The sequence below is a fragment of the Arcticibacter pallidicorallinus genome, from assembly GCF_003002875.1.
GTDB classification, from domain to species: domain Bacteria; phylum Bacteroidota; class Bacteroidia; order Sphingobacteriales; family Sphingobacteriaceae; genus Arcticibacter; species Arcticibacter pallidicorallinus.
The window spans coordinates 294,821-319,088 of the sequence record NZ_PVTH01000003.1; the positions used below are offsets into that span (position 1 = coordinate 294,821).

Here is a 24,268-nt window from a genome sequence, read left to right on the forward strand (position 1 = left end):
AAACCGGACTAGCCGGTTTTTTTATATTCATCAATAGGGTAGGTATTTTTAAAGGCTCTTCACATAAGATACATCTCCGTCTGGAGTAACCTTCACCAGTACATTCTCTGTATCATTTTTCAGATTCACAAAATACACGGTATTGTAGTATCTTTTTCCGGTTAGCATTTGCAGATGAGCATCAGGCTCGCCATCAAAGTCATAACGAACAACTTCGTTTACTTTGTAATCCCCGTATAATTTAACTAGTCTCTTTTTACCAACTGAAGGAATTTTGTTTGCTGTCACATACTGAGTTGTGGCGATATATTCTCCGTTTCTGTCAAAAAAAGCAGACATTGCCTGTCCGTCAAGAGTGAATACCGCTTTCTGGAAGTTGCTTGTAACAACCCACTTCACGTCTTCAGCAGCAAAATATTTGTTTAAAAAGTTGTTTTCAGCGAAATAAGATACTTCAGCATCCTTTCCGTCATTCTTATCAGCCGCGAAACTTTTAGCAGATAGAACAGTGATTAAGCAGGCCAGGAATAAAATCTTTTTCATAATGTTTGTTTTTATTTTCATAACAAAAGTAGCTAAGATTTACACACTTTCCAAGTAAATTGTTTTTTTTATAAGATTTTCATAATAAAAGCGCTTATTTATTGAATTTTTAAAAAACGTACAGCGCAAACGTAAGGCATTTAAGAGTTTCTTAAAACGAGTTTGTCTTGGATACCAGAAGCTAGCCGCGCGATGAAATAAATTCGAGTTCGGAAACCTAATTTCATAACGTTTGTTAAAACATCTCATAAACATCTGAAATACAGCTATGAAAACGAAAATCTTAATGTTAACGCTCGCTGCCGGACTGGGTCTGACAGCATGTTCCGCCAGTCGGGAATCACAATCTAATTCTGACAGCGCGATGGTGGATTCCACCGGTGCCGAAACTACCGATCCCGGAATGACCGATACTTCCACCACACCAGGAACTACCACTCCCGACGCAGGAACACCAGGCACAACTACCCCCGGCACATCTCCTGATACTGCTGCGACAACGTCTCCCATGTAAATAGAGAGCGGTCTGCGAACCCAGACCGCTCTTTCATTTTCGAATTCTTATAAAACAATTAAGAAATATTAATATTTGTAGTTCAGATACACACCAAATATTAATACTATGAGAGCCATACGGCCCCGCCTTTTTATATTCTTTACCATCCTTCTGACTAGCTACAGTCTTTCCGCTCAACACAAAAAGCCATTTTACGAAGCCGACGCCGATAAAGACAGATGGGTAGACTCCGTATTTAACAAGCTAAATAAAAGAGAGAAAGTAGCGCAGATGTTCTTTGTCAGGGCACATACCGATAAAGGCAAGGCGTACGAAGATTTGGTTGAGAAGATGATCAGGAGGGGTAAAGTCGGAGGGTTGGTATTTTTCCAGGGAGGACCGGGAAGGCAGGCTGCTCTCACTAACCGGTATCAGTCGGTATCATCAGTTCCCTTGCTAATCGCTATGGATGCAGAATGGGGAGTGGCTATGCGCCTTGACAGCACTATCGCTTATCCCTATCAAATGACACTGGGGGCGATACAAGATACCAGCCTGATCTATCAAATGGGCAGGGAGATAGGAAGAGATTTCAGGGCGCTGGGAATGCACCTGAACTTTGCACCCGTAGTCGACATCAACAACAATCCTGCGAATCCCGTGATCGGATATCGGTCATTTGGCGACAATAAGTATAACGTAGCGACGAAAAGCCTTGCTTACATGCAAGGACTTCAGGATGAGGGAATATTGGTAAGTATAAAACACTTTCCCGGACACGGTGATACCAACGTAGACTCTCATCATGACCTCCCCCAGCTTAAGTTCAGCAAAGAGCGCCTCGACTCGCTCGAATTATATCCCTTTAAGCAGCTCATCGACAAAGGAGCTTCAGGTGTGATGATCGCCCACATGAACATCCCTTCGCTTGATGCGACAAAGAATCTCCCGTCTACACTTTCTGAACCAATAGTAAAAGGCTTACTGAAGAAAGAGCTCGGTTTCCGCGGCCTCGCTATTACCGATGCGATGGAAATGAAAGGAGTGGTAAAGTTTTTTCCTGACGGCGAAGCAGATGTAAGAGCAGTTATTGCAGGAAATGATGTCATTGAGCTATCAGAGAATACGAAACGGGCAATTAAGCTTGTTAAGAAAGCCATAAGGCAGGGAAGAATAGAGATTCAGCAGATTGATACAAGCGTACGGAAGATCCTCGAGGCAAAATACTGGGCAGGACTAAGCATCGTTAGACCTCTTTCTACAGAGCATATTTCAGCCGCCGTGATGCGCCCGGAATCATCCAGCCTCGTGCAGCGACTAACTGATGCATCAACAACTGTATTAAAAAGCGACAGTCTGATAAAGACCCTTGACCTTTCTAAGAAAACCGCGATTATCAGTCTGGGTACAACAGAGGTTTCAACTTTTCAGAGGGAGTTAAAGTCGAGAATTCCGAACTCTACAAACTTTCTTATGTCCAAGATAGGATCTGCCACGGATATTAGAGCAATGCTGCGTGAAGTAGCGAAGTTCGATCAGGTAATCATGGCTATCCATGATTACCGTAAACGCCCTCAGAGCTCGCTTGATTATAACACCCAGCTAAAAATATTCATAGCTGAGCTTTCTAAGTTGAATACCATTACCTGTGTATTTGCAAATCCTTACACCATTGCGGGCTTACCGGGAATCGAGTCAAGTAAGAGCATCATCGTTAATTATGAGAACAGCCCCCAAGCACAGCGGTCTGCCGCAAAGGTAGTAACGGGCCAGATGCCTGCAATGGGCAAACTTCCAGTGAGTATTAACACATTCTTCAGAAACGGGGATGGAATTAATTATTTCCCGGAGCCAAAGCCAGTGCTCGGACAAGTGAACTACTAGAAGCCTCGTCCGCCCGGAGGGCCACCGCCCCCGGGTCTGAAGCCCCCTTCGCGTCTTTCTCCGCCCCCTCTGCTATCGTTGTTTTGCGTTCTACCAGCAAACTTGTTAAACCGGTAAGAAAACGTCAGCAGGAAATAGCGAGTCAGGAGGTTCGTGTTGCTGGATGAGTATCCATTGTCTCCCTGGCTAAAAGTTACTCCAGCCGCCTGATTCAGCAGGTCATATCCCTGTAACCTCAGTCCGCCTTTTCTGTTGAAGAGTTGCTTTTCCAGATAACTATTGATAACAAGAGGATTGGTATTAACCCGACCAAAGCCACTGTTTATATTCTTGCTGCCATCAAAACCAATGATCCAGGTTTTGAGAAAATAGATCTTAGCATTAAGGTCGAGTGACACAGTCGAATTTTTGGCGTCTATGCTATTGGGGAGTGAATAATTAACAAATCCATATCTGTAGTTAACTCCTGGCGTAATATCAATATTCTCGTTAGGGTTGATCTGAATTCTGGCCATTTGAGAGAATGTCCAGTTCTTGCCTATGTTCTTTTCGTTATCTACATAAGAAATATCATTGGTATAATTCACCGAGCCTCCCAGCTGCAGACGATATTTTCGGTCCTTGAAAGGTTTGGACCACCGGTAGTATCCGTTTGATGTATAATATCCATCTTCATTAAGAAATCTTCTTTCCTGAATGAGGTTGTAGGTAGTGTCGCTGCCCTTTATAACGGGCTGGCGTACGCGTATCGTATTATTGATAATTCGGTCGCTTACAAGGTTGCCCCTCAGTCCCGCACTAAAATAGGATCCGGTTTCCGCGCTGGTATTGTTATATTCAATATTCAGGCTTTGGTTCAACGAAGACTTCAAGTTGGGATTACCGATAACGGGACTCTGCGGGTTGCTCAGATCGACTACCGGTTGGATTTGCTCGAAGCTTGGTTCACTGCTTGCCCCTGAGTAATTAATTCTAAGAGAAACCGTTTTTGCAAAATTATAAGAAAAACGTACGCTAGGAAAGAAATTGAATCCATCTTTCCCGGCACGAACATTATTTGTCTCTGAATAGCCTTTTAATGACGTAGGCTGAGCCGCGAGTCCGATGGAGAAGTTATAGAGTTTATCTCTGTCATACCGGTAACTCAGGCCAAAACGATTCGTAGTGAAGGAATAATCAAAAACATTACTAAGCGAGTCTGATCTTAGATAACCACCAGCACCCTCCAAATTCGTGATCCTGCTGTTGTCGTACTCGCTTCGGCTCAAGGCATAAGAAAAATCCAGGCGAGAGTAAACACCCAAAGGTTCACTGTATGTTACATTCAACTCATTATTGAACCGCTCGTTATCTGTATATATTAGTCTATTGGACGCGGAGTCTGCTACAAATATTCCACCAGTATCATAGAACTCAAAAGCGTCTGCAACGTTTTGGTCATTCTGGTTGTACGACTTGTTAAACGAATAGTTCAAAGAGAAATTTCGCCCAGGTTTTAAGAACCGTTTGTTGTAAAGAATATCCGCACCGAATGCAGGAGAGCTGGCATCACTGCTTGAAATGGTATTTTGATTTTGCCTAACTAGCTCCGTTATCTGCCTTGCGCTAAGATTATCTGATTTACTGGAACTCAGGTTAAGAGAAGGTGCTATTTTAAGAAAGTTAAGTGAATCAATTTTATACTCGAGGTTTAAATTGAGTCCCTGATTAACATTGTCGCGTTCAGAACGGCTGTTTTGAATGGTGAGTATCTCCCGGCCTCCTGTGATTGTTTCAGATATTCTATCAGTAATGGCATTATTATTAGAGGCTGAAACACGGTAACTGCCGAAAACGGTAATCTTTTTGGAAAGATCTTTCCTGTAATCAAAGCCACCGGCTTGCGTATTCGTGATGCCACCGCTATTGCCGCCACGACCACCGCCTGCCCCTCTGAAGCGGCCACCCCGCTGATTCCCTCCACCCGCAAAATCGAACAGGTTAGCATTGGTGTTATTGAGGTTAAACATGAATGATACCTGTTCATCATTGTTCATAATCCGGCCCATACCAGATGCAATATAACGACTATCATTTCCACCGCCGGCAACGCCATTGGCTATCACTCCCTTATTCTTGCTTGGACTGATAGTAATGTTGAGGATCTTATCAGGATCTCCGGTGCGAATACCACTTGCATTCGCTTGGTCACCGTAGTCGTCTACTAGCTGTATGTTTTCTATGATTTCAGCAGGCAGATTCCGCGTTGCAGTTTTCAGATCACCATCGAAAAAGTCCTTACCGTTTACCCTCACCCTCGTTACACTCTTTCCCTGCGTGGTTACGTTACCGTCCTTGTCGACTTCAATGCCGGGAAGCTTCTTTAAAACGTCCTCTACAACGGAGTTTTCTCTAACGGGAAAATCGCTGGCCCTGTATTCTATCGTATCTTCTTTCACCGTGATCGGCAAAGCACCGGATACAAGCACCTCATTTAGCAGGTTACTTTGGGTTTTAAGCGTAATAACTTTCAGCTTAAGAGGTGTAGTGCCCTCCGGAAAAAGAAAGCGCTGATTAAAACTCTTGTAACCAAGACTACTAACACTGATCAGGAACTGCGAAGACCGAACGTTTTTGAAAGCATATTTCCCATCGATATCGGTACGTGTGAACAGCGTATCGCCGGATGATGTCAGTTTGACTGTTGCAGCTATGACACTGGTGCCTGTAGAATCGAGTACAACACCGGAAACGTCGCGCGCACTCTGCGCATACAGGACAGAACTAAAGAGAGTGATTAAAAAGAAAAATAAAACAGGTTTCATTGAGCTTAAATGAGGGGTATATAATTGCAACCCTTTTAAGACTCCATGAAACCCCGGAGGTTTAATCACCAATCTAACTTTTTTCCTCCCAAATAAGCGCGATATTAACAATGGTCTCAACGGCTTTGTGCATGTCCTGCACAGAGATCCATTCATGCTTGCCGTGGAAGGCATGCTCTCCTGCAAAAATATTGGGACAGGGAAGTCCCATAAAGGACAATCTAGAGCCATCTGTCCCACCCCTGATGCTTTGCAGCTTAGGCTCAATGCCTGCTTTTTGGATAGCCAGCATAGCATATTCCACAAGATCAGGATGTTCATCAAGAACATTCTTCATATTGCGGTATTGCTCCTTTATTTCCAGTTGATAAGAAGATGAGGGATAGTGTTCCATGACTTCCTCCGCGATTACTTTCAGAATCTGCTCATGGTTTTTCAATTCATGATCAGAAAAATCACGGAGAATAAAATCGATAGTGGCTGTTTCCACCGATCCTTGCATAGCTACAGGATGAATAAATCCTTCCTTCCCTGAGGTGCTTTCCGGCGAAAGTCTGTCTTTGGGGAGCAAAGCTACTATCTGGGCTGCGATCTTCAATGCACTTTCCATATGCCCCTTGGCAAAGCCTGGATGAGAGCTCACTCCTTGTATGGTGATGCGGGCGAAATCCGCGGAGAATGTTTCATTTTCTATAGATCCAAGGGTTTCCCCGTCGACAGTATAGCCGTATTGGGCCCCCAGCTTTTGCAGATCTACCTTGTCTACACCGCGGCCGATCTCCTCGTCAGGGGTAAACAGTATCCGGATCTTCCCATGCTTTAGATCCGGATTAGACATCAGGAAAGCTGCGGCATCCATAATTTCGGCAAGGCCTGCTTTATTATCGGCACCAAGTAAGGTGTCGCCACTTGCAGTAACAATATCATTACCAATTTGATACTGAAGGTCGGGGTGTTCGGCAGCTTTTATAACCTGTCTGGAATCCAAGGGCAATACAATGTCCTGACCCTGATAGTTGTGGTGCACAAGAGGACTCACATTGTATCCACTACAATCGGAAGAAGTGTCCATATGGGAACAAAAACATATGACAGGCACGTCTTTATCTGTGGTTGAAGGTATTGTAGCGTATACATAACCGTACTCATCTAACTCCGCATCCCTGATTCCCATCTCGTGAAGCTCATCGACAAGCAAACGTCCGAGGTTTTTTTGCTTCTCGGTAGAAGGCTGTGATGGTGATGCAGGATCTGACTGGGTATCAATCGTCACGTATTTCAGAAAGCGTTCGAGTGCTGTAAAGGAGTAGGATTTAAAACGGTCCATGATATCGGGTTTTCAGACAAAAGTAAAATAATTTGTACATTACGGGCATTATGCAAGATCTATTTAGCCAGACTCCTGTAGCTGCTTTCATCTTTATCCTAACGATAGTAACGAGTCTATACGCCTTTTCAAATGAGCAGGTTTATGGAAAATTCATGCTTCATCCTTACAGTGTTTCACGCGGTCAGAGGGTGTATTCGATCCTTACCAGCGGCCTGATTCATAAGGACTGGGGACATCTTTTCTTTAATATGTTTTCTTACTATTTCTTTGCCTTTACCCTGGAAAGAATGATAGGAAGCTGGCAATTTGCTGTCCTGTATATAGCAAGCCTTGCCTTGAGTGATCTGACTACGATAAGCCGCCATAAAAACGATTTCTGGTACAATAGCCTCGGTGCTTCTGGTGCGATAGCGGCGGTAGTATTCAGCTACATCCTGTTTGACCCAAGTACGAAGTTCTACATTATGTTCATTCCCATTGGCATACCTGCAGTAATATTTGGTGTGTTATACCTGGCATATAGTGCCTATGCAGCAAAGCAGGCAAGTGGCATTAACCACGATGCTCACTTTTACGGTGCGCTCTCAGGCATGATCATTACGATTATTTTCTTCCCGGGAATTGTCAAACATTTCTTCTCGGAGCTCTCAAGAATGCTGGGAGGCTGATGCTGGCCGCGGGTTAACGATAAAATGACCCTGTGCATCTAACAGAAAGCTCATCGGATGATCCGGATCTTTTATGATCTCAAAAAGGACATATCCCCATGGCTTCCAGAACGTTTCCAGAACCTGTCCGTATGTTTTTGCTTGCCAGGCATCAAAAACCGGTCTGCTGCTGATACGCAGCGGCATGGCATCGATATAATTCATATCTCCGGTAGAAAGGAGCGAATATTCAGGCAGGCGATTAAAAATATATGCCGAGTAAAAGAAACGCGCACATAGCTCTTCGAACTGAATCGGCTGAAGCGTATTAGAGCCCACCTTATTGAGCACATCCTGATGATAGTTGGCATTCTCTCCATTGTCCTGCAGGCAGGCTATGATACCAAAATCTGCCATGGTGAGAGAAAATACTAGAGTATTGATTTCGTCTCTGTATATAAACGCAGCGGGAGGATTGTCGATGGGGAACACCAGGATCTTCCAGGGGAGCACCCCTTCAAACTCGACCGGGCTGACCAATGATTGCAACATCAGGTGGAGGTTTCCAAATTTCTGCATCAGGCCCTGAGAAAAATTGAGTGCTTCTCCAGCGGCTCTCTGCTGGCGCATTCCTGCTCTTACCTCATGATGGATCATTCCGTACACCTGCTTGGCGATCCATTGGAATAGACGAAGATCATCCAACTCTTTCACTGCCTGATATCCGTGGTTAAAGGCTGTGCTTACATCCGTTTCCAGTTTGTTCAATTCACCAAGTGCCTTTTCAGAAACAGGGATTTTGATATCCGGATAGGTAAGGATATGCTCATCAAGCATTTTAAGCGCTTTATCTTCCAGATGAAACTGAGCTACCATCCATTCAGGAAACACCTGAATCTGATGGCCGGCCTCCAGACCCGTCAAAAAGCAGACCTTGTCACTAAAGTTAAATCTTTCAAAAGGACGGAATAATGTAGTACTCATAGTTGAAATATATCTTTAAGAATCCGTTTTCTTCAACTCAGCGATTGCCGCAGAGATATGTTTGATCTGCTCTTCCAGTTCTTTCTTTTGTTGAGCAGAAGCGTTTTTAGCCATCTCCTGCTTCACTTGCAGGAACGACTCGAACAGATCGAGCATATAGACGTCGATACCGTATTTGCGGTTTTCGACGCCAATCTTTTTGAAATCAGTGATACGTCTGTTAACCACGCCTGTGTCGCCTGCTCTTGCCAGGATACTCAAATAAGGGGTAGCCATTTCTACTTTGTCCTGAAGCCCCGCCTTATCGAAAGAATCACTGAAAAAGGTCAATTCATCTTCGCCGCCGCCGTAAGTATAGGCAGCCATTACAGCTTTAGTCAACTCGCCCCTGCTCCCTTTTTCCAGATTTTTGGCAATTGGGAAAGCGTCGTCCGGATTCAGCATGATAACTCCGGCAAGTGCCGCCGCTTGTACAGAGTAAGACCGGCTTTTAAGGGCAGTATCGAATATGGGTCTGTTCGACGGATCGCGCATGGACGCAAGGTTCTGAAGAGCTGCTGCCCGCACAAGTGTTTTGGGATCTGATGCCGCAATCTCCCGTATTAAAGGTAATGCCGAAGCTTGGGTAATGGAGTCGTTCAGATCAATATTGTTAAGTGCGAAGATGCGCAGGCCATGGTATTTATCCTTCAACCCAGCAAGCATCACACTACGCGCTCCTTCATGAGTTTGCTGTGCAGTGCTACATGAGTCTAAGGCTTCAAGCCGGTCGACATACAAGGGTGCATTGAAATACTGGAAAGTAAGCTCCTGGAGTGTTTTGTTATCTTTTTTCTCAGCGAGAAGTGTTTTTTCAGCATCTACATTAACCAGGTCGGGCTTTGAATTCAGCTTAATAACCAGTGTGTCTTTTTTGTTCGTGACAAAGAAATTATATCGCTCGCCTTTTCCATTGGCATATACATCGACAGCCAGAGGAAGTTTAAATGCGCTGCCTTCCTGAGTCTGACTTAAAAATATTTTCTGGATCTTGGCGGCTTCATCCCAATGGTAACTAATATTCAGCACCGGGTGCCCGCTATTAAAGTACCACTGATTAAAGAACCAGTTCAGATCTTTTCCACTTACCTGCTCCAATGCCAGACGCAGCTGGTGGGCCTCCGTAGCCTTAAATGCGTTTTGTTTCAGATATAGGTTCAGCCCCTTGAAGAATGCTTCTTCACCGAGATAATTCCGAAGCATGTTCACAATTCTCCCCCCTTTCTGGTAGCTAACGAGGTCGAACATATCGTCCTTGTTTTTGTAGTGGAAGCGCACCAGATGCTTTTCAGCGTCTTCAGGAGAGCTGAGATAACGCTGCATATCTTTATAGTTCACAGCATCACCCTCATCTTTTCCATACTTGTACTCACGCCAAAGCACCTCGCTGAAGTTGGCGAAGGATTCGTTAACGGTGAGATTGCTCCAGCTTTCGGTGGTAACATAATCACCAAACCATTGGTGAAACAGCTCGTGCACAATCACGTCTTCGCCTTCGTTCTCATCCAGCAACTGTCTGTCTGTGGCCTGAACGAACTCCCCATGAATCGTTGCCGTTGTGTTTTCCATAGCACCGCTGACGAAATCCCGAACGACAATCTGTGCGTATTTATTCCAGGGGAAGTCTACTCCAAGCTTCTTGGAAAAGAATTCCATCATTTCGGGAGTATGCCCGAATATTTGCTTTGCATAGGGTGCGTAGGCAGGCTCCAGATAATAATCAACATGAAGGTCTCTCCACTTATCTTTGAAAATTTTAAAGTCGCCAACTGCCATCATAAACAGGTAAGGAGCATGAGGAAGATCCATTTTCCATGTATCTGTTCGGGTACCATCATTATTCAATTTTCTGGATACCTGCTTGCCGTTTGACAGGCTCTCGTACTTTGCAGGAACCGTCATGCTGATTTCCGAAGTGGTTTTCTGGTTGGGTCGGTCGATGGTCGGAAACCACACAGAAGAGGCCTCTGTTTCTCCCTGCGTCCAGATTTGTACAGGTTTATCTTTATCCGAGCCATCTGGATTGATAAAATATAGTCCTTTAGCGTCTCTGATAGCCTGGCTTCCCTCTGCCTTCAGCTCATTAGGTTTGGAAACATAATCGATGAAGACCGTGTACTTTTCATCACGATTGTATTCTCTTCCCAAGTTGATCCGAAGAGACCGTCCGTCGTAGGAATACTTGAGGGGAAGTAATGACTTCCCGGAGATGAGTGAGACATTCTTGATCTCCATACCTTTGGCATCCAGCTGTAAGGAATCGGTAGCATAAAAATGTGGCTTGAGTGTCACCCAGGCCTTGCCATAAAGATAACACTTTGCATAGTCGAAGCGAACCTCAAGTTTGGTATGAACCAGGGCATTAATTTTCGCAGCACTCTCTCTGTATATACTTAGTTCCGGAGCAGCTGATACGTTTACCTGCGACGTAGCGACAGCAGGTATAAAAAGGGCAATTGTGACAGCAAGTGCAAGTTGCCTGAACGATTTGTTAATCATATAAATAGAAAATTCTATGGAGCTTTTTGTTTGAAAAATGTCTACTTACTGATGTAAGACCGGGGATCAATCGCAAGGGGAGACCAGTTATTCAGGAACTCCAGCACCTTGGCGGAGCTATGCCCCTTGCCGCTTTCAAGATAAGCACTATTCTGGGTATGAATCAGGTTTCCTTTTCCATCCAGGATGACAAAGACAGGGAAACCAAAACGCTGCGGATACCCTAAAGATGCAAGTACCTCTTCATTTTTATTTTCCTTGCTGTGATTGACGTGAACAACTACATAATTTGTTTTCAATTTGTTGCTCAAGGTATCGTTTTTGATGACGAGCTCATTAAACCGAAGGCACCATACGCACCAGTTACCCCCGATTTGCAAGAATACATGCTTGCCTTCCTGCCCCGCTTTTGATATTGCCTGCCTGATTTCAGCTGCGGCATTGGCCCCGGGATTGTATACTTTAACATCCTGTGCCGATACAAGGCTAATCAAAACTGAGAGGATAAAAAATAGCTGGAAAATTCTTTTGATCATATGGATACTGTATTCTAAATGCAGACGCACAAAGATATAAGCCTTTCTTAACATCTTTTAACATAATGCCATTAAACTATCTCCTCCTTTAGTCATCTATCTTATAAACACACTAAAACATGAAAAAGACACTCATAGCAGCTCTATTGTTGGCAGGATTAGCAACATCAGGCATAGCCCAGGAAAAGGCAAAGCGCACTCAGAACAGACATGGTGGACAACTTGAAAGGTTCGAAAGAGGCCGAAATCGAATAGCAAGTCCGGAGCAACAAGCACGACAGGCAACAGACAGACTGGACAAGCAACTTTCACTGTCAGATAAACAGAAGTCCGAAGTATATAAAATAAACTTAAAGAGGGCTAAGAATATGGCTGTTGCCCGTGAGAAGTCGCAAAAACAGAGACTTCAGCAGTTAAAACAAATGGAGTCTGAGCGGGCAGACAATGAAAAAAGATTAAGCCGGGTGTTGAACAGCCAGCAGCAGGCTAAGTATGCCTCCTTAAAACAATCGAGGGCAGAAAAGCTCAGGGACAGGAAGGGGAGTTCGATCAAAAGACAAAAGAACGTTGCAAAAAGGGATTCGAGCAACCGGAGGACTGTGGAAGCCAGGCGAGCAAGATAAACTGGTTTTTTGAACGGTAATGATGCGGCCCCGACAGGGGCCGTTTCATTTTGCACGCCACTTTTCTATGTAACATTTGATGCGAGCATCCTCCGGGTAGGTCTCCATTGCTCGAATTAAAGGCCCGATTTGTATGATTTATTTTCAAACCGGGTCATTATCGGTCATATCGTCTCCACTGCTACTTGTTTCCCAAACATTACTGCATTATATTTGCGTTCCAAATATTGATTTAGCAAATAATGAGAGAAATACAGTTCAGAGAAGCGCTGCGTGAAGCAATGAACGAAGAAATGCGCAAAGATGAAAAGATATTCTTAATGGGCGAAGAAGTTGCTGAGTATAACGGTGCTTACAAAGTGAGCCAGGGTATGCTTGCAGAATTCGGTGCAAAGCGAATAATCGATACTCCAATCGCGGAACTAGGTTTTGCCGGTATTGCTACTGGTGCTGCCATGAATGGCTTAAAACCTATCGTTGAATTCATGACGTTCAACTTCTCCCTGGTTGCTATAGATCAGATCATTAACGGAGCTGCGAAGATCCTTTCAATGAGCGGAGGACAGTTTCAGGTTCCTATTGTATTCCGTGGCCCTACTGGTAATGCAGGACAATTAGGCGCCCAGCATTCCCAGAACTTTGAGAACTGGTTCGCGAACGTTCCCGGATTGAAAGTTGTTGTTCCTTCAAATCCTTATGACGCCAAAGGTTTATTGAAACAGTCCATTATAGATCCGGATCCTGTAATTTTCATGGAATCGGAAGTTATGTACGGTGACAAAGGACACGTTCCTGAAGAAGAATACTACATCGAGATCGGTAAGGCACATGTGGAAACCGAGGGAACGGATGTAACTATCGTATCTTTTGGAAAAATGCTTCCACGTGTTGTTCATCCGGCACTTGAAGAACTGAAGAAAGAAGGAATCAGCGCTGAGGTGATTAATCTGCGCACGGTACGTCCGATTGATTATGATACCATTATCAATTCCGTTAAGAAAACTAACCGTTTGGTGATTGTGGAAGAAGCATGGCCTCTGGGCTCTATCGCTACTGAAATCGCATTCAAAGTACAGAACGAAGCTTTTGATTACCTTGATGCTCCGGTTGTACGGGTAGTTTCGGCAGACGTACCTCTTCCTTACGCTCCAACGTTGATAAAAGAAGCATTACCTAATGCGGAGCGCGTGGTAAAAGCGGTTAAAAGCGTGTTGTACGTGAACAAATAACAATATACTATACCATAAAAAAGCCAATCCCGGATAACGAGATTGGCTTTTTTTATATGAGGCCCTAATATTGATTTGAGACTACAGATCAAGGCTGATCTGCCTTTTAATACTTTCTTCCAAAGAGATAAACGTTTCAGTACGTTGAATACCTGCTACCGATTGAATATGATCATTGAGAACCAGACGAAGATGGTTGGTATCGCGGCAAATAATTTTCGCGAACATACTCCAGGCACCTGTTGTGTAGTGTAACTCAACGATCTCTTTTATCCCTCTGAGCTTCTCCACCGCATCCTTATATGTAGAACCTTTTTCAAGGTAAATTCCAAGATAGGCGCATACGTCATAACCAATCTTTTGCGCGTCGACTAATAGGTTAGAACCCTTGATTATACCAAGATCCTGCATCTTTTTCATTCTGACGTGAATCGTTCCTCCCGACACAATCAGCTTCTTGGCGATCTCTGTATAAGGTATTGTAGCATCTTCCATCAGGATAGACAGGATTTGCATATCCAGATTATCAATTTCTAAATTAAGGCTCTTCTTTTCCATAAATTTTTTGAAAGATATTAATATATATACGAAGTAAATAATAAGTTCACAAAAATTAAAATATTTTGTTAAAATATTTGCAACAATCGCGTACCCGATACTATATTTGTATCAAGCGGAAAGAAACTGCTTGAAAATACTGTAAGGTGGTGAAACTGGCAGACACACCTCCTTGTCTCGGTGGCGGAGAATATGGGAAACCAGCAATGGCTAACCACTCCTTGAAGGTTCGACTCCTTCCCTTACAGCTCCTTTCAATAATTTAGGTTTATAATTGGTTAGTTTGAGCTCTCGCCCATCGGGAGCTTATTTTTTTTCGTTAAAAGTAAAAAAAATGATTCATACAGTTGTGTAAACTGACAAAGATTTTGTTACATTAAACTTGGTCATTTATGCTGAGCCCTTTTCTTAAATCAATACAATTTTCGTTTCTTTGAGTAACTATTAGAAAATTATGTACGATTTCTTATTCCACGCGCATTCTTTGCTGCGATTTGTAGTATTCTTTGCCCTGGTTGTGGCAACCATATTAGCTTTTATGGGCTGGTTCGGCAAAAAACCTTTCAGCAAAGCTAATAAGACGCTGAATCTGGTAACGTTGATATCAACGCACGTACAGGTACTTGTTGGATTATTTTTATATTTCGTGAGTCCCCTGGTTACCAGTAGTACAATGGGTGAGGCAATGAAAGACAGCACCCTGCGCTACTGGAAGGTAGAACATGTGGCGATGATGCTCGCAGCTGCGGTGTTAATTACTATTGGAAATGCAAAGTCAAAGAAGATTGCCGAACTAACCGCTAAACATCGCCCTGTTGCCATCTTCTTCGGATTAGCTTTGTTATTAATTGTTGTGGCAATTTTACAGAGTGGAAGACCGCTATTAGGCATCAGTCATTAATTGAAAAAACATTTGGTAATTTAACTTGCTTTACTTTCATTTGTAATATGTTGAATAATAAATATACTCAAAACTGGTGGTGGCACGAATCTGTGCACCGTAGCGTTGTATGTTTATAATCCATTGATCTAATTTTTCAAGATAAATATAGAACCCGGTGCATAACACCGGGTTTTTTGTTTTTTATTTTTCGCATCAAGATAATACGATATACATGCATAAGCTATTTACATCATACAAAAAGTTGCTTGCTGACACCACAACACCTGTTAGTATCTACCTGAGAATCAGAGATGTGTTCCCCAACAGCATTTTATTGGAAAGTTCCGATTATCATAGTCGCGAGAACAGCATGAGCTTTATCTGCTGTGATCCGATTGCGGGTATCGTATTGGATAAAAATACGCTGATGACTTACTATCCGGACGGAAGCAGGATGGAGGTTCCTTCGGAAGGCATTAATCTGCAGGAAGAAGTGACTGAATTCAGAAAAAAGTTCGCGTTTGAAGACGGTGATTTTAAGTTTATATCTAACGGGCTGTTCGGGTACTTCACATTTGAAACTATTGAAAAATTTGAAGACATCAAGCTTACTTCTTCTCTAAGTGAAGCCAGGGAGATTCCCCTATTACAGTACCATGTGTACAAATATGTTATCGCAGTTGACCACTTCAAGAACGAACTCTATCTGTTCGAGCACAGGTGTTCGGAGGAAGAAGAATCCGGTTTAGAGAAACTTCAGTATCTGACACAGAACAAGGATTTTCCAGAGTACCCTTTTGCTTCAGAAGAGTCTGAAACCTCTAATTTCTCCGACGAGGGTTTTATCGAGGTAGTTGAAAATATGAAAAAGCATATTTTCAGAGGAGATGTATTTCAGATTGTGCCATCCAGGGCATTTTCCAAGCCTTTCAGCGGCGATGAATTTAACGTTTACCGCGCGTTGAGATCAATCAATCCTTCTCCTTATCTTTTCTACTATGACTACGGCGATTTCAAATTGTTTGGATCTTCCCCGGAGGCACAGCTTACTGTAAAAAAAGGGGAGGCGACGATCTTTCCAATTGCGGGAACTTTCTTAAGAACGGGTAATGATGCGATGGATGCGCAGTTAGCGGAGAAACTGGAGAACGACCCTAAAGAGAGCGCCGAACATGTGATGCTGGTTGACCTCGCTCGAAATGATCTGAGCAGGCACTGTAGCAACGTACAGGTTAAGGCTTTTAAGGAGGTTCAGTATTATTCCCATATCATTCACCTCGTTTCGAAGGTGACCGGTATGTTACAGGCAGAGGTAGATCCCTTTAAGGTTGTGGGAGCCACCTACCCCGCGGGAACTCTTAGTGGCGCTCCAAAGTACAAGGCTTTACAGCTGATAGATAAATACGAAAACACCGGCAGGGGTTTTTACAGTGGTGCAATAGGGTTCATGCGATTCAACGGAGACTTTAACCACGCCATTATGATCCGCTCGTTTATGAGCAGAAATAACGTTCTTCATTATCAGGCGGGAGCTGGCATAGTAGCCGACTCGGATCCTCAAAGTGAGCTTAATGAAGTGAATAATAAAATAATGGCTTTGCGCAAGGCGATCGATCTGGCAAAAACGATAGTACCGACATTTGAAAAAGTTTAAACATTTACAGCTGAATGAAACCATCATGTACATACTGTTCCACGCAGCAATAAAATATGTTCATGATAGCTTCACCACCGAAAACAAATAAAAGTCTGATGAAAATATTAGTTATTGATAATTATGATTCATTCACGTTTAATCTTGTCCATCTGCTAAATGAGTGCGGACAAGATCCTGTTGTCTGGAGAAACGACAAGTTTCAGCTTGAGGATGTGAATGAGTTCGATAAAATACTACTTTCACCTGGTCCGGGAATTCCTTCCGAAGCAGGCCTGTTGCTTGATGTAATCAAAGCTTATGCACCTACGAAAAGCATTTTGGGTGTTTGTCTCGGCGTTCAGGCAATTGCTGAAGTGTTTGGTGGTAATCTGTATAATCTTTCGTACCCCGTACACGGTAGGGCTACCGAGATGTCGGTTCTGGATAAAGAGGAAACGTTGTTTTCCGGGCTGCCTGAAACATTCAACATCGGCCGCTACCATTCATGGGCAGTAAGCAGAGACGGACTCCCTGACAGTTTACATATCACAGCCAAAGATGCAGAAGGCGTGATCATGGCGCTAAAGCATAAGCAATATGATGTAAAGGGAGTTCAGTTTCACCCCGAGTCGGTGTTAACGGAACATGGAAAAATGATGATCTCTAACTGGCTCGCCTAAACTCTTTATGATGGAAGATAAAAACGTAAATAATTCCGCTCCGGCGGCTGAACAGAGTGGTATTCTGGCTAAAATAGTTGAAAATAAACGCCTCGAGGTCGCTCAGGCTAAACAAAATATATCTGTTTCCAGCCTTGAAAAAAGTGAATATTTCGATAGGACATGTTACTCACTTCGGGATTTTATGCTTGCTGAAGGGCGCACAGGTATTATTGCTGAGTTTAAGCGCGCATCGCCGTCTAAAGGCATCATAAATGATCTTGCAGAAGTATCAGTCGTAACCAGGCAGTATGCAGATGCTGGTGCTTCTGCCCTGTCAGTACTTACTGATCAGAAGTTTTTCGGAGGGAAGATTCGCGACCTTGTTGAGGCGAGAGAAGCCAATCAGATACCCATACTTAGAAAAGATTTTATAATCGACGAATATCAGATTGTAGAAGCAAAAGCGATAGGCGCAGACATTATATTGCTCATTGCGTCGATTCTTACGCCTCAGCAAGTTGCAGGCTTTGCCAAATTTGCTAAAACTCTAGGCTTAAATGTTTTGTTAGAAGTACATAACCGCGAGGAGCTAGAGAAGAACATTTTTGACGATTTAGACGCTATAGGCGTTAATAACCGAAACCTGGATACATTTACTGTTTCAGTTCAGCATTCTCATGATTTGGTGGAATTGATTCCTGATAATTTTTTGAAGATCTCTGAAAGCGGGATAAGTGATCCGAAGACGATTACTGAATTGAAAGCTGCAGGCTTCAACGGTTTTCTGATTGGTGAAAACTTTATGAAGAACAGTGATCCAGGCTCGGCAATACAAAATTTTGTAAAAGAACTAAGAAATTAAAAATGCCCAGACAAGAATATTTTGACACAGCGATAAAACCGGAACGCGCAGTTCTGGTGGGAGTGATCACCCCAGACGAAAAGGAAGCGCAGGTGCGCGAATACCTCGAAGAGCTTGAGTTCCTCGTGGATACTGCAGGTGGGATAACGGAGAAGACGTTTACACAAAAGATGACCCATACAGATCGTTCTACATTTGTAGGAAAGGGTAAACTGGAAGAAATCCAGGCGTATGTGAAATCAGAAGAGATCGATATCGTGGTGTTTGACGATGAGCTTTCTCCCTCACAAATCAGGAACATAGAAAATGAGTTGCAGGTGAAAATCCTCGACAGAAGCAATCTGATACTCGACATATTTGCAAGCAGGGCACAAACGGCTCAGGCAAAAACACAGGTTGAACTGGCACAACTTCAGTATCTCCTGCCCCGACTGACACGTATGTGGACCCACCTGGAAAGACAGAAGGGGGGAATCGGGATGCGCGGTCCGGGTGAAAGCCAGATTGAAAGTGACCGTCGTATGATTCAAACCAAGATTTCCTTGTTGAAAGAGAAGCTTAAACAGATTGACAAGCAGAACGAAACACAACGGAAAAACCGGGGACAACTCATTCGTGTTGCACTTGTCGGCTACACGAATGTTGGTAAGTCGACAATCATGAACATGATATCGAAGTCTGATGTATTTGCAGAAAACAAGCTGTTTGCAACGCTTGACACCACCGTTAGAAAGGTTGTAATTGACAATCTTCCGTTCCTGATGTCTGATACAGTTGGTTTTATCCGCAAGCTTCCTCATCATCTGGTGGAGTGCTTCAAATCAACTTTAGACGAAGTAAGGGAGGCAGACATCCTGATACATGTTGTTGACGTTTCTCATCCGAACTTCGAGGACCAGATCAATACCGTTAATGAGACGCTGAAAGATTTGGGAGCTGCCGACAAAGAGACCATTACGGTATTCAATAAAATTGATGCCTGGAGACCTGAGTCTGGAGAAGAAGCACCCGTTTTAACGATAGAGGAATTTAAGAACAGTTGGATGGGGAAACACAATAGCCCTGCAGTTTTTATTTCTGCACTGAATAAGGAAAACGTCGAAGAATTTAAGCAGCTGGTATACGATAAAGCAAAAGCTATCCATACTGCGCGATATCCTTATGACAATTTACTATACTAGGGCTCCTTTAAGGGAGCTCTGAACTCTTATCATTATCTTTGGACCGGCCCTTAGGGAATACTGGGGCTTCTTATTTACAAAAACAAGATGGAAAGTAAAAGGCAGCAAAAATTCGCAGGAGTAATTCAGAAAGATTTAGCGGAGATATTTCAAAGGGAAGGCATGAACTTCCTGCCTAATATGCTGGTTACGATCACCAAGGTTCGTATGACCCCCGATCTGGCTATCGCCCGTGTCTTCTTGAGCTTTTTTAATAGTCAGGATTCGAGCCTGGCCTTAAATACGATTAAAGCACACGCAAGTGAAATCCGTTATAAGCTTGGCGCGAGGATAAAAAACCAGGCACGCATCATCCCTCACTTGGAATTCTTTATTGACGATACAAACGAGTATGTGGAGCGTATGGATGAGATCTTTGACAAGATCAGCAAAGAACCTCGACAACCGGACACTGAGGAGTAACTGACACTCAATAAATCGGCTTTCATTTCGTTATACTATTAATGAAAGTGAATATTCTCCTGAGCTTATTATTTCTTCTTCTGACATCACTTATGCCGGAAGAGGATCCTTTTTTCAAAGGAGGAAATCAGGGATTGCGAAACTTTATCAGCGAGAGTCTGATTTACCCTCATTATTCAAAACACAACTGTATTCAGGGAACCATAGAGGTGAGCTTTCGCCTCGGTTCAACTGGTAATGTAACGGAGGCGAGAGTTTCCAAAGGTCTCGGCATAGACCTTGATGAGGAAGCTTTAAGGTTGATACGACTGACTTCCGGCAAGTGGCAGATTCCCGCCGGATATGACTCCACAAGCGCTATTTTTCTCCCTATCAACTTTTCCTTGAGTAACCTCAACTGCTGGAGATCCGAGGCTGAGGTACAGGCAGCCATAGAGGCCTATAAAGCTCAGCAATCTCTCTCGGATGCAATTACCACTTACTATGATAATAAGGATAAAGGTGGCTATGACGAAACTGCAGAACAAAAGATTAAACAGCTAAAAGACCAGCTCGGCTACAATGATGAATACATCGGGAGGGTGATAGATCAGGCGAAAGAAAAGATAAAAAAGGGCGATAAAGAAAGCGCCTGTCAGGATCTCCGGTTTGTGAGAAAGATAGGTAGTGACCGGGCAAATTCCCTGATCAACGAACACTGCCCGGACGCTAAATAGATTGCACATCCCTTGCGCCTAGCAGGTCATGATAAACTTCCGGGTTCGGTTCATACTATTATTAATAGTTTTGTGGCGATGATTTTTAAGCTTGATGAAAAGGACACCTTCTTCCCACCCCCGGAGTTGGCTGAGGATGACGGCCTTCTGGCAGTGGGCGGAGATCTCAGTCCCCAGCGTTTAATCAACGCCTATAGTCAGGGGATTTTTCCATGGTATTCAGACGAAACACCCATATTGTGGTACTCACCTCATGAACGCTTCGTGCTATTCCCCAACGACCTTAAGGTATCGAAAAGTATGAGGCAGGTCATTCGTTCCGGGAAATTCAATATCACACGAAATAGGGCGTTTCCAGATGTGATCAGGGAGTGCTCGGCTACAGTCCGCAAAGATCAGGATGGAACCTGGATTACGCAGGAGATGCAGGATGCATACATTCGTTTGCACAACCTGGGCATAGCGCACTCGGTGGAGGTGTGGGACGGGAATGACCTGGCCGGCGGACTCTATGGCGTTTCCGCCGGAAAAGTTTTCTGTGGTGAAAGCATGTTCAGCCATGCCAGCAATGCTTCCAAGCTGGCTTTGATTTGGCTATGCCAGACACAAGAATATCATCTTATTGATTGTCAGATTGAAAGCGAACATTTAACTCGCCTGGGGGCCGAAATGATAAGCAGGAATGAATATCTGAAATTCTTGGCTACTTAACTCAGTATATCTCTGATATCTTCCGAACTTAGAGACTTAACGAAACTCTCCTCCGTGGTGATAAGAGATTCTGCGACAATCCTTTTTCTGCTCTGCAGAGCTAGTATCTTCTCTTCGATACTATCCTTCGTAATGAACTTATATATAAAAACATTCTTTTTCTGGCCGATACGGTGCGCTCGGTCTACAGCCTGTTGCTCAACAGCAGGATTCCACCAAGGGTCTAACATAAACACATAATCTGCTTCTGTAAGATTCAAACCCACCCCGCCAGCTTTGAGAGAAATCAGAAAAAGCTTGATCTCATCGTTTCGCTGAAATTCTTCTACAACCTCCCCGCGGTTCTTGGTCGCACCGTCCAGATAGGAATAGCTAATACCTTCTTTATCGAGATACAGGCGATAGATGTCTAGTTGTTTAACGAATTGAGAGAAAACAAGGATTTTATGACCTTCAGCAAGCACATTTTGCAAGGTATGAATGACGTTTTCAAATTTCCCGGATTCGCCTTCAAAGCCCTCGTCGACCAAAAGAGGATGGTTTGCAATCTGGCGGAGCTTTGTTAGACCCTGCAATACCTGAATCTGCGTTTTAGCCAATGTTCCATCTTCCAAAGCCTCTAACAGCGCGTTCCTATATTCAGACTTAACGTTTTCATAGTACTCCGCTTGCTCCTCACTCATCCGGCAATAGAATAGCTGCTCCGTCTTTTCGGGAAGCTCTCCGGCAACCTGGTTTTTCGTACGCCTCAGAACGAAGGGCTTGATTAAAGCCTGAAGCTTTCTAGCTTTCTCTTCATCTTTTTTCTTTTCTATGGGATTTACAAAGTCGTTTAAAAAGAACGTTTGATTACCCAGCAAACCGGGATTTATGAACGACATCTGCGTCCAGAGGTCGTTTACCGTATTTTCTACGGGCGTTCCGCTTAGTATCAACTTGTGCTTTGCTTTCAGCTGCCTGACCGCCTTATACGCTTTCGAAGCCGGATTTTTGATATTTTGACTCTCATCAAGTATGATATAATCAAAATAAAGCTGGACCAATAAATCAATATCTACGCGTGTGACGCCATAGGTAGTCAGCACTACATCATACTCCAGAAACCTTTCAACCTCCTTGCTCCTAGAGGTTCCGGTGTGCACGAGGATTCTAAGCTCAGGCGCAAATTTACCTGCCTCATTTTGCCAGTTGTAAATAAGGGAGGTCGGCATAATAATTAGGGAGGTCGATATTGCTCCTTTTGCGAAATTCTCTTCTTTAATCTTTTGCAGCAGTGCAAGTGTCTGAACCGTTTTGCCAAGCCCCATGTCGTCTGCCAGACAACCCCCAAAATTGTATTTCCTAAGAAAATGAAACCAGTTGTAGCCCGCCTTCTGGTAGGGTCTTAGCAGCCCTTTAAAGTTCAAGGGAATATCAGTTTCTTCAATCTGTTCAAAAGAGCTTAACATTTGCAGCTTTCGGCCCATTGACAGTGTTGCCAGTTCGCTATTGGCGAAATCCGCTATCAGGCCTATATGGTGCTTTTTCAATCTTAAATGATTACCCAACTTGTCAGAAAACATCATCAGATCTCCATACTGCGTGAACCACTCTTCCGGAATAATGGCAATCTCCCCTGAGGGTAAAATATATTCGCGAATCTTGTTTAGAATATGATGCCGCAGATCAATAAATGGTACCTGGTAAGGTCCGAAGTGTACTACAGCCTGTAAATCAAACCAGTCATTGTTCTCTTTAAAGCCAAGTTCCACTTTGCTGGAACCGAACAAGAAACGTTTAGTACCCTCCTGCTGTTCGATGATGATACCCATAGCCGATAGCTCATCATGATGAAGGTTAAGCCACTCCAGTACTCCCAACGCCGTATCAGATGTCTCTGTGGCCGCACCTACTTCAAATTGGGTAAAGATATCAGAAGTCTTTTTCAGGCCAAGCTGGATAAGCTCATCCTGCTTCTTTTTTTCCCATGTTTGAGATCTTCTGATGCGGTGGAAGGTATAATCATCGCTCTGGACTTCCATCTTGACGGAAACCTTTCTGGATCCTCCCGCAGGAAAAATGTAATTCCCGTACCTGAAGAAGAGTTGCAGCCGCGAGGTACCTTCCGGAACGTAGTCGACCCGAAGTACCGGAACCGCATCATATCGCTCTGTATTTATGAGGAAACCGTCAGCAAATACATTGTGTTTTTCAATCAGGGGGGTAACGAACTTTTCGAAGTATGTTCGTTCTGAGGTTTTCGGGATAGAGATATACCGTTTATTTAAGAACGGCTGGAGCTTCTTTCCTTCCATATCGTCCTGAAAATTGTACAGAACGCCTTCCAACAACAGCCATGCGGGCTCATTGCAAACAATCTGCGCGTCTTTGAACATGAACTCAATTCTCACTCCCTGAAACTTTATGGTAGGGAAATAGCGTGTTTCGGTCTCCGAACGTCTGAAATGAAATAAAACCGATGCAGGCTCTTCAGCAATCGAGAGCGCCTTGTCTACAGGCCATCCTTCCCGGCTCATCAGAAAAACTTCCCTTTTGCGTAGCAGTGCAAATGCATCCACCAGACGCTTTTCGATTTTTGGACGTATTAAATTGTGAATCTTGTCATCGAATACCCTGGCAAAGAACTCAACCGGGCGGATCATCTTTTTGTAATAGCGCTTGATCACATAGCCCTGCTCCATCTCATCAAGCAACTTGATAAGCTTAAAATCTAACTCATGAAGATCCTTCGAAAATTCTTCAACGGTATTGCTGAACAAACGCTGATGCGTGAGAGAGAACCCTCCATCGGAATTAAGCTGAACTGCATGGGGCTCAATCAGCCACCCAAGAAATTCATGCCTGCATAGGGAATATACAACTTTAAATGGCTTCGAACTATCAACACGCAACATGAAAGGCAGACTAATGAAAATAAGCCGAACTTAAAAAACTCTAAACTTATGCAGAAAAATAGCTAAATCAAAATTTGATGCTTAACTTT

General features: G+C 43.6%; 21 protein-coding genes and 1 tRNA gene. 14 read left to right on the plus strand and 8 right to left on the minus strand.

Annotated elements, in window-relative coordinates; all coding sequences use genetic code 11:
* Window positions 1-48: 48 nt before the first annotated feature.
* Window positions 49-543 (minus strand): hypothetical protein, encoded by a 495-nt coding sequence (locus B0I27_RS06255; RefSeq protein WP_146133095.1) that lies wholly within the window; start codon window positions 541-543, stop codon window positions 49-51.
* A 268-nt stretch (window positions 544-811) separates the two neighbouring features.
* On the opposite strand from B0I27_RS06255, the gene B0I27_RS06260 reads away from it, so the two are divergent.
* Window positions 812-1,057 carry a hypothetical protein gene (locus tag B0I27_RS06260; RefSeq protein WP_106292366.1) on the plus strand — a complete coding sequence of 82 codons (246 nt, stop codon included), beginning with the start codon at window positions 812-814 and terminating at the stop codon, window positions 1,055-1,057.
* Between the two features lie 108 nt (window positions 1,058-1,165).
* On the plus strand, window positions 1,166-2,923 hold the full coding sequence (locus B0I27_RS06265) for a glycoside hydrolase family 3 protein (RefSeq protein WP_106292367.1): 1,758 nt from the start codon (window positions 1,166-1,168) through the stop codon (window positions 2,921-2,923).
* On the opposite strand, the gene B0I27_RS06270 is transcribed toward B0I27_RS06265, so the two are convergent.
* The gene (locus B0I27_RS06270; RefSeq protein WP_181276699.1) at window positions 2,920-5,727 is read right to left on the minus strand and encodes an outer membrane beta-barrel protein; all 2,808 of its coding nucleotides are present in this window, start codon (window positions 5,725-5,727) and stop codon (window positions 2,920-2,922) included. The genes B0I27_RS06265 and B0I27_RS06270 overlap by 4 nt on opposite strands.
* Before the next feature lie 73 nt (window positions 5,728-5,800).
* Window positions 5,801-7,054 carry a peptidase T gene (gene pepT / locus B0I27_RS06275; RefSeq protein WP_106292369.1) on the minus strand — a complete coding sequence of 418 codons (1,254 nt, stop codon included), beginning with the start codon at window positions 7,052-7,054 and terminating at the stop codon, window positions 5,801-5,803.
* Between the two features lie 50 nt (window positions 7,055-7,104).
* Between pepT and B0I27_RS06280 the strand changes: the two genes are divergently transcribed.
* On the plus strand, window positions 7,105-7,725 hold the full coding sequence (locus B0I27_RS06280) for a rhomboid family intramembrane serine protease (RefSeq protein WP_106292370.1): 621 nt from the start codon (window positions 7,105-7,107) through the stop codon (window positions 7,723-7,725).
* Here the strand turns inward: B0I27_RS06280 and B0I27_RS06285 are convergent.
* Genes B0I27_RS06285 through B0I27_RS06295 form a run of 3 tightly spaced genes read right to left on the minus strand, consistent with a single transcriptional unit; the run spans window position 7,705 to window position 11,762 of the window.
* Complete coding sequence (locus B0I27_RS06285; RefSeq protein ID WP_106292371.1) at window positions 7,705-8,688, minus strand: hypothetical protein; 984 nt, start codon at window positions 8,686-8,688, stop codon at window positions 7,705-7,707. The two genes, B0I27_RS06280 and B0I27_RS06285, sit on opposite strands and share 21 nt — an antisense overlap.
* Window positions 8,689-8,703: 15 nt before the next feature.
* Window positions 8,704-11,226, minus strand: coding sequence for a M1 family metallopeptidase (locus B0I27_RS06290; protein WP_106292372.1), 2,523 nt, complete (start codon window positions 11,224-11,226; stop codon window positions 8,704-8,706).
* Between the two features lie 41 nt (window positions 11,227-11,267).
* Window positions 11,268-11,762, minus strand: coding sequence for a thioredoxin family protein (locus B0I27_RS06295; protein WP_106292577.1), 495 nt, complete (start codon window positions 11,760-11,762; stop codon window positions 11,268-11,270).
* A gap of 119 nt (window positions 11,763-11,881) precedes the next feature.
* Between B0I27_RS06295 and B0I27_RS06300 the strand changes: the two genes are divergently transcribed.
* Window positions 11,882-12,385: a hypothetical protein gene (locus B0I27_RS06300; protein WP_106292373.1), complete on the plus strand. Its 504-nt coding sequence runs from the start codon at window positions 11,882-11,884 to the stop codon at window positions 12,383-12,385.
* A gap of 242 nt (window positions 12,386-12,627) precedes the next feature.
* The gene (locus B0I27_RS06305) at window positions 12,628-13,614 is read left to right on the plus strand and encodes a pyruvate dehydrogenase complex E1 component subunit beta (protein ID WP_106292374.1); all 987 of its coding nucleotides are present in this window, start codon (window positions 12,628-12,630) and stop codon (window positions 13,612-13,614) included.
* Between the two features lie 81 nt (window positions 13,615-13,695).
* On the opposite strand, the gene B0I27_RS06310 is transcribed toward B0I27_RS06305, so the two are convergent.
* The gene (locus B0I27_RS06310) at window positions 13,696-14,172 is read right to left on the minus strand and encodes an Lrp/AsnC ligand binding domain-containing protein (protein ID WP_106292375.1); all 477 of its coding nucleotides are present in this window, start codon (window positions 14,170-14,172) and stop codon (window positions 13,696-13,698) included.
* 140 nt (window positions 14,173-14,312) lie between these two features.
* On the opposite strand from B0I27_RS06310, the gene B0I27_RS17465 reads away from it, so the two are divergent.
* From B0I27_RS17465 to aat, 9 genes are all read left to right on the plus strand, one after another.
* Window positions 14,313-14,420, plus strand: a tRNA-Asp gene (locus tag B0I27_RS17465).
* Between the two features lie 206 nt (window positions 14,421-14,626).
* Window positions 14,627-15,073, plus strand: a complete 447-nt coding sequence (locus tag B0I27_RS06315) for a cytochrome B (RefSeq protein WP_106292376.1) — start codon at window positions 14,627-14,629, stop codon at window positions 15,071-15,073.
* A 214-nt stretch (window positions 15,074-15,287) separates the two neighbouring features.
* A complete protein-coding gene (locus tag B0I27_RS06320) occupies window positions 15,288-16,709 on the plus strand; it encodes an anthranilate synthase component I family protein (protein WP_106292377.1) in 1,422 nt (473 codons plus the stop codon).
* Window positions 16,710-16,807: 98 nt separating this feature from the next.
* The gene (locus tag B0I27_RS06325) at window positions 16,808-17,371 is read left to right on the plus strand and encodes an anthranilate synthase component II (RefSeq protein WP_106292578.1); all 564 of its coding nucleotides are present in this window, start codon (window positions 16,808-16,810) and stop codon (window positions 17,369-17,371) included.
* 7 nt (window positions 17,372-17,378) lie between these two features.
* Window positions 17,379-18,215 carry an indole-3-glycerol phosphate synthase TrpC gene (trpC, locus tag B0I27_RS06330; protein WP_245925445.1) on the plus strand — a complete coding sequence of 279 codons (837 nt, stop codon included), beginning with the start codon at window positions 17,379-17,381 and terminating at the stop codon, window positions 18,213-18,215.
* Window positions 18,216-18,217: 2 nt separating this feature from the next.
* A complete protein-coding gene (hflX, locus tag B0I27_RS06335) occupies window positions 18,218-19,396 on the plus strand; it encodes a GTPase HflX (RefSeq protein ID WP_106292379.1) in 1,179 nt (392 codons plus the stop codon).
* An 87-nt stretch (window positions 19,397-19,483) separates the two neighbouring features.
* Window positions 19,484-19,858 (plus strand): 30S ribosome-binding factor RbfA, encoded by a 375-nt coding sequence (rbfA, locus tag B0I27_RS06340; protein WP_106292380.1) that lies wholly within the window; start codon window positions 19,484-19,486, stop codon window positions 19,856-19,858.
* Between the two features lie 41 nt (window positions 19,859-19,899).
* Complete coding sequence (locus tag B0I27_RS06345) at window positions 19,900-20,574, plus strand: energy transducer TonB (protein ID WP_106292381.1); 675 nt, start codon at window positions 19,900-19,902, stop codon at window positions 20,572-20,574.
* Between the two features lie 78 nt (window positions 20,575-20,652).
* The gene (gene aat / locus B0I27_RS06350; protein WP_106292382.1) at window positions 20,653-21,285 is read left to right on the plus strand and encodes a leucyl/phenylalanyl-tRNA--protein transferase; all 633 of its coding nucleotides are present in this window, start codon (window positions 20,653-20,655) and stop codon (window positions 21,283-21,285) included.
* Here the strand turns inward: aat and B0I27_RS06355 are convergent.
* On the minus strand, window positions 21,282-24,179 hold the full coding sequence (locus tag B0I27_RS06355) for a DEAD/DEAH box helicase (RefSeq protein ID WP_106292383.1): 2,898 nt from the start codon (window positions 24,177-24,179) through the stop codon (window positions 21,282-21,284). The two genes, aat and B0I27_RS06355, sit on opposite strands and share 4 nt — an antisense overlap.
* Between the last annotated feature and the right edge of the window lie 89 nt (window positions 24,180-24,268).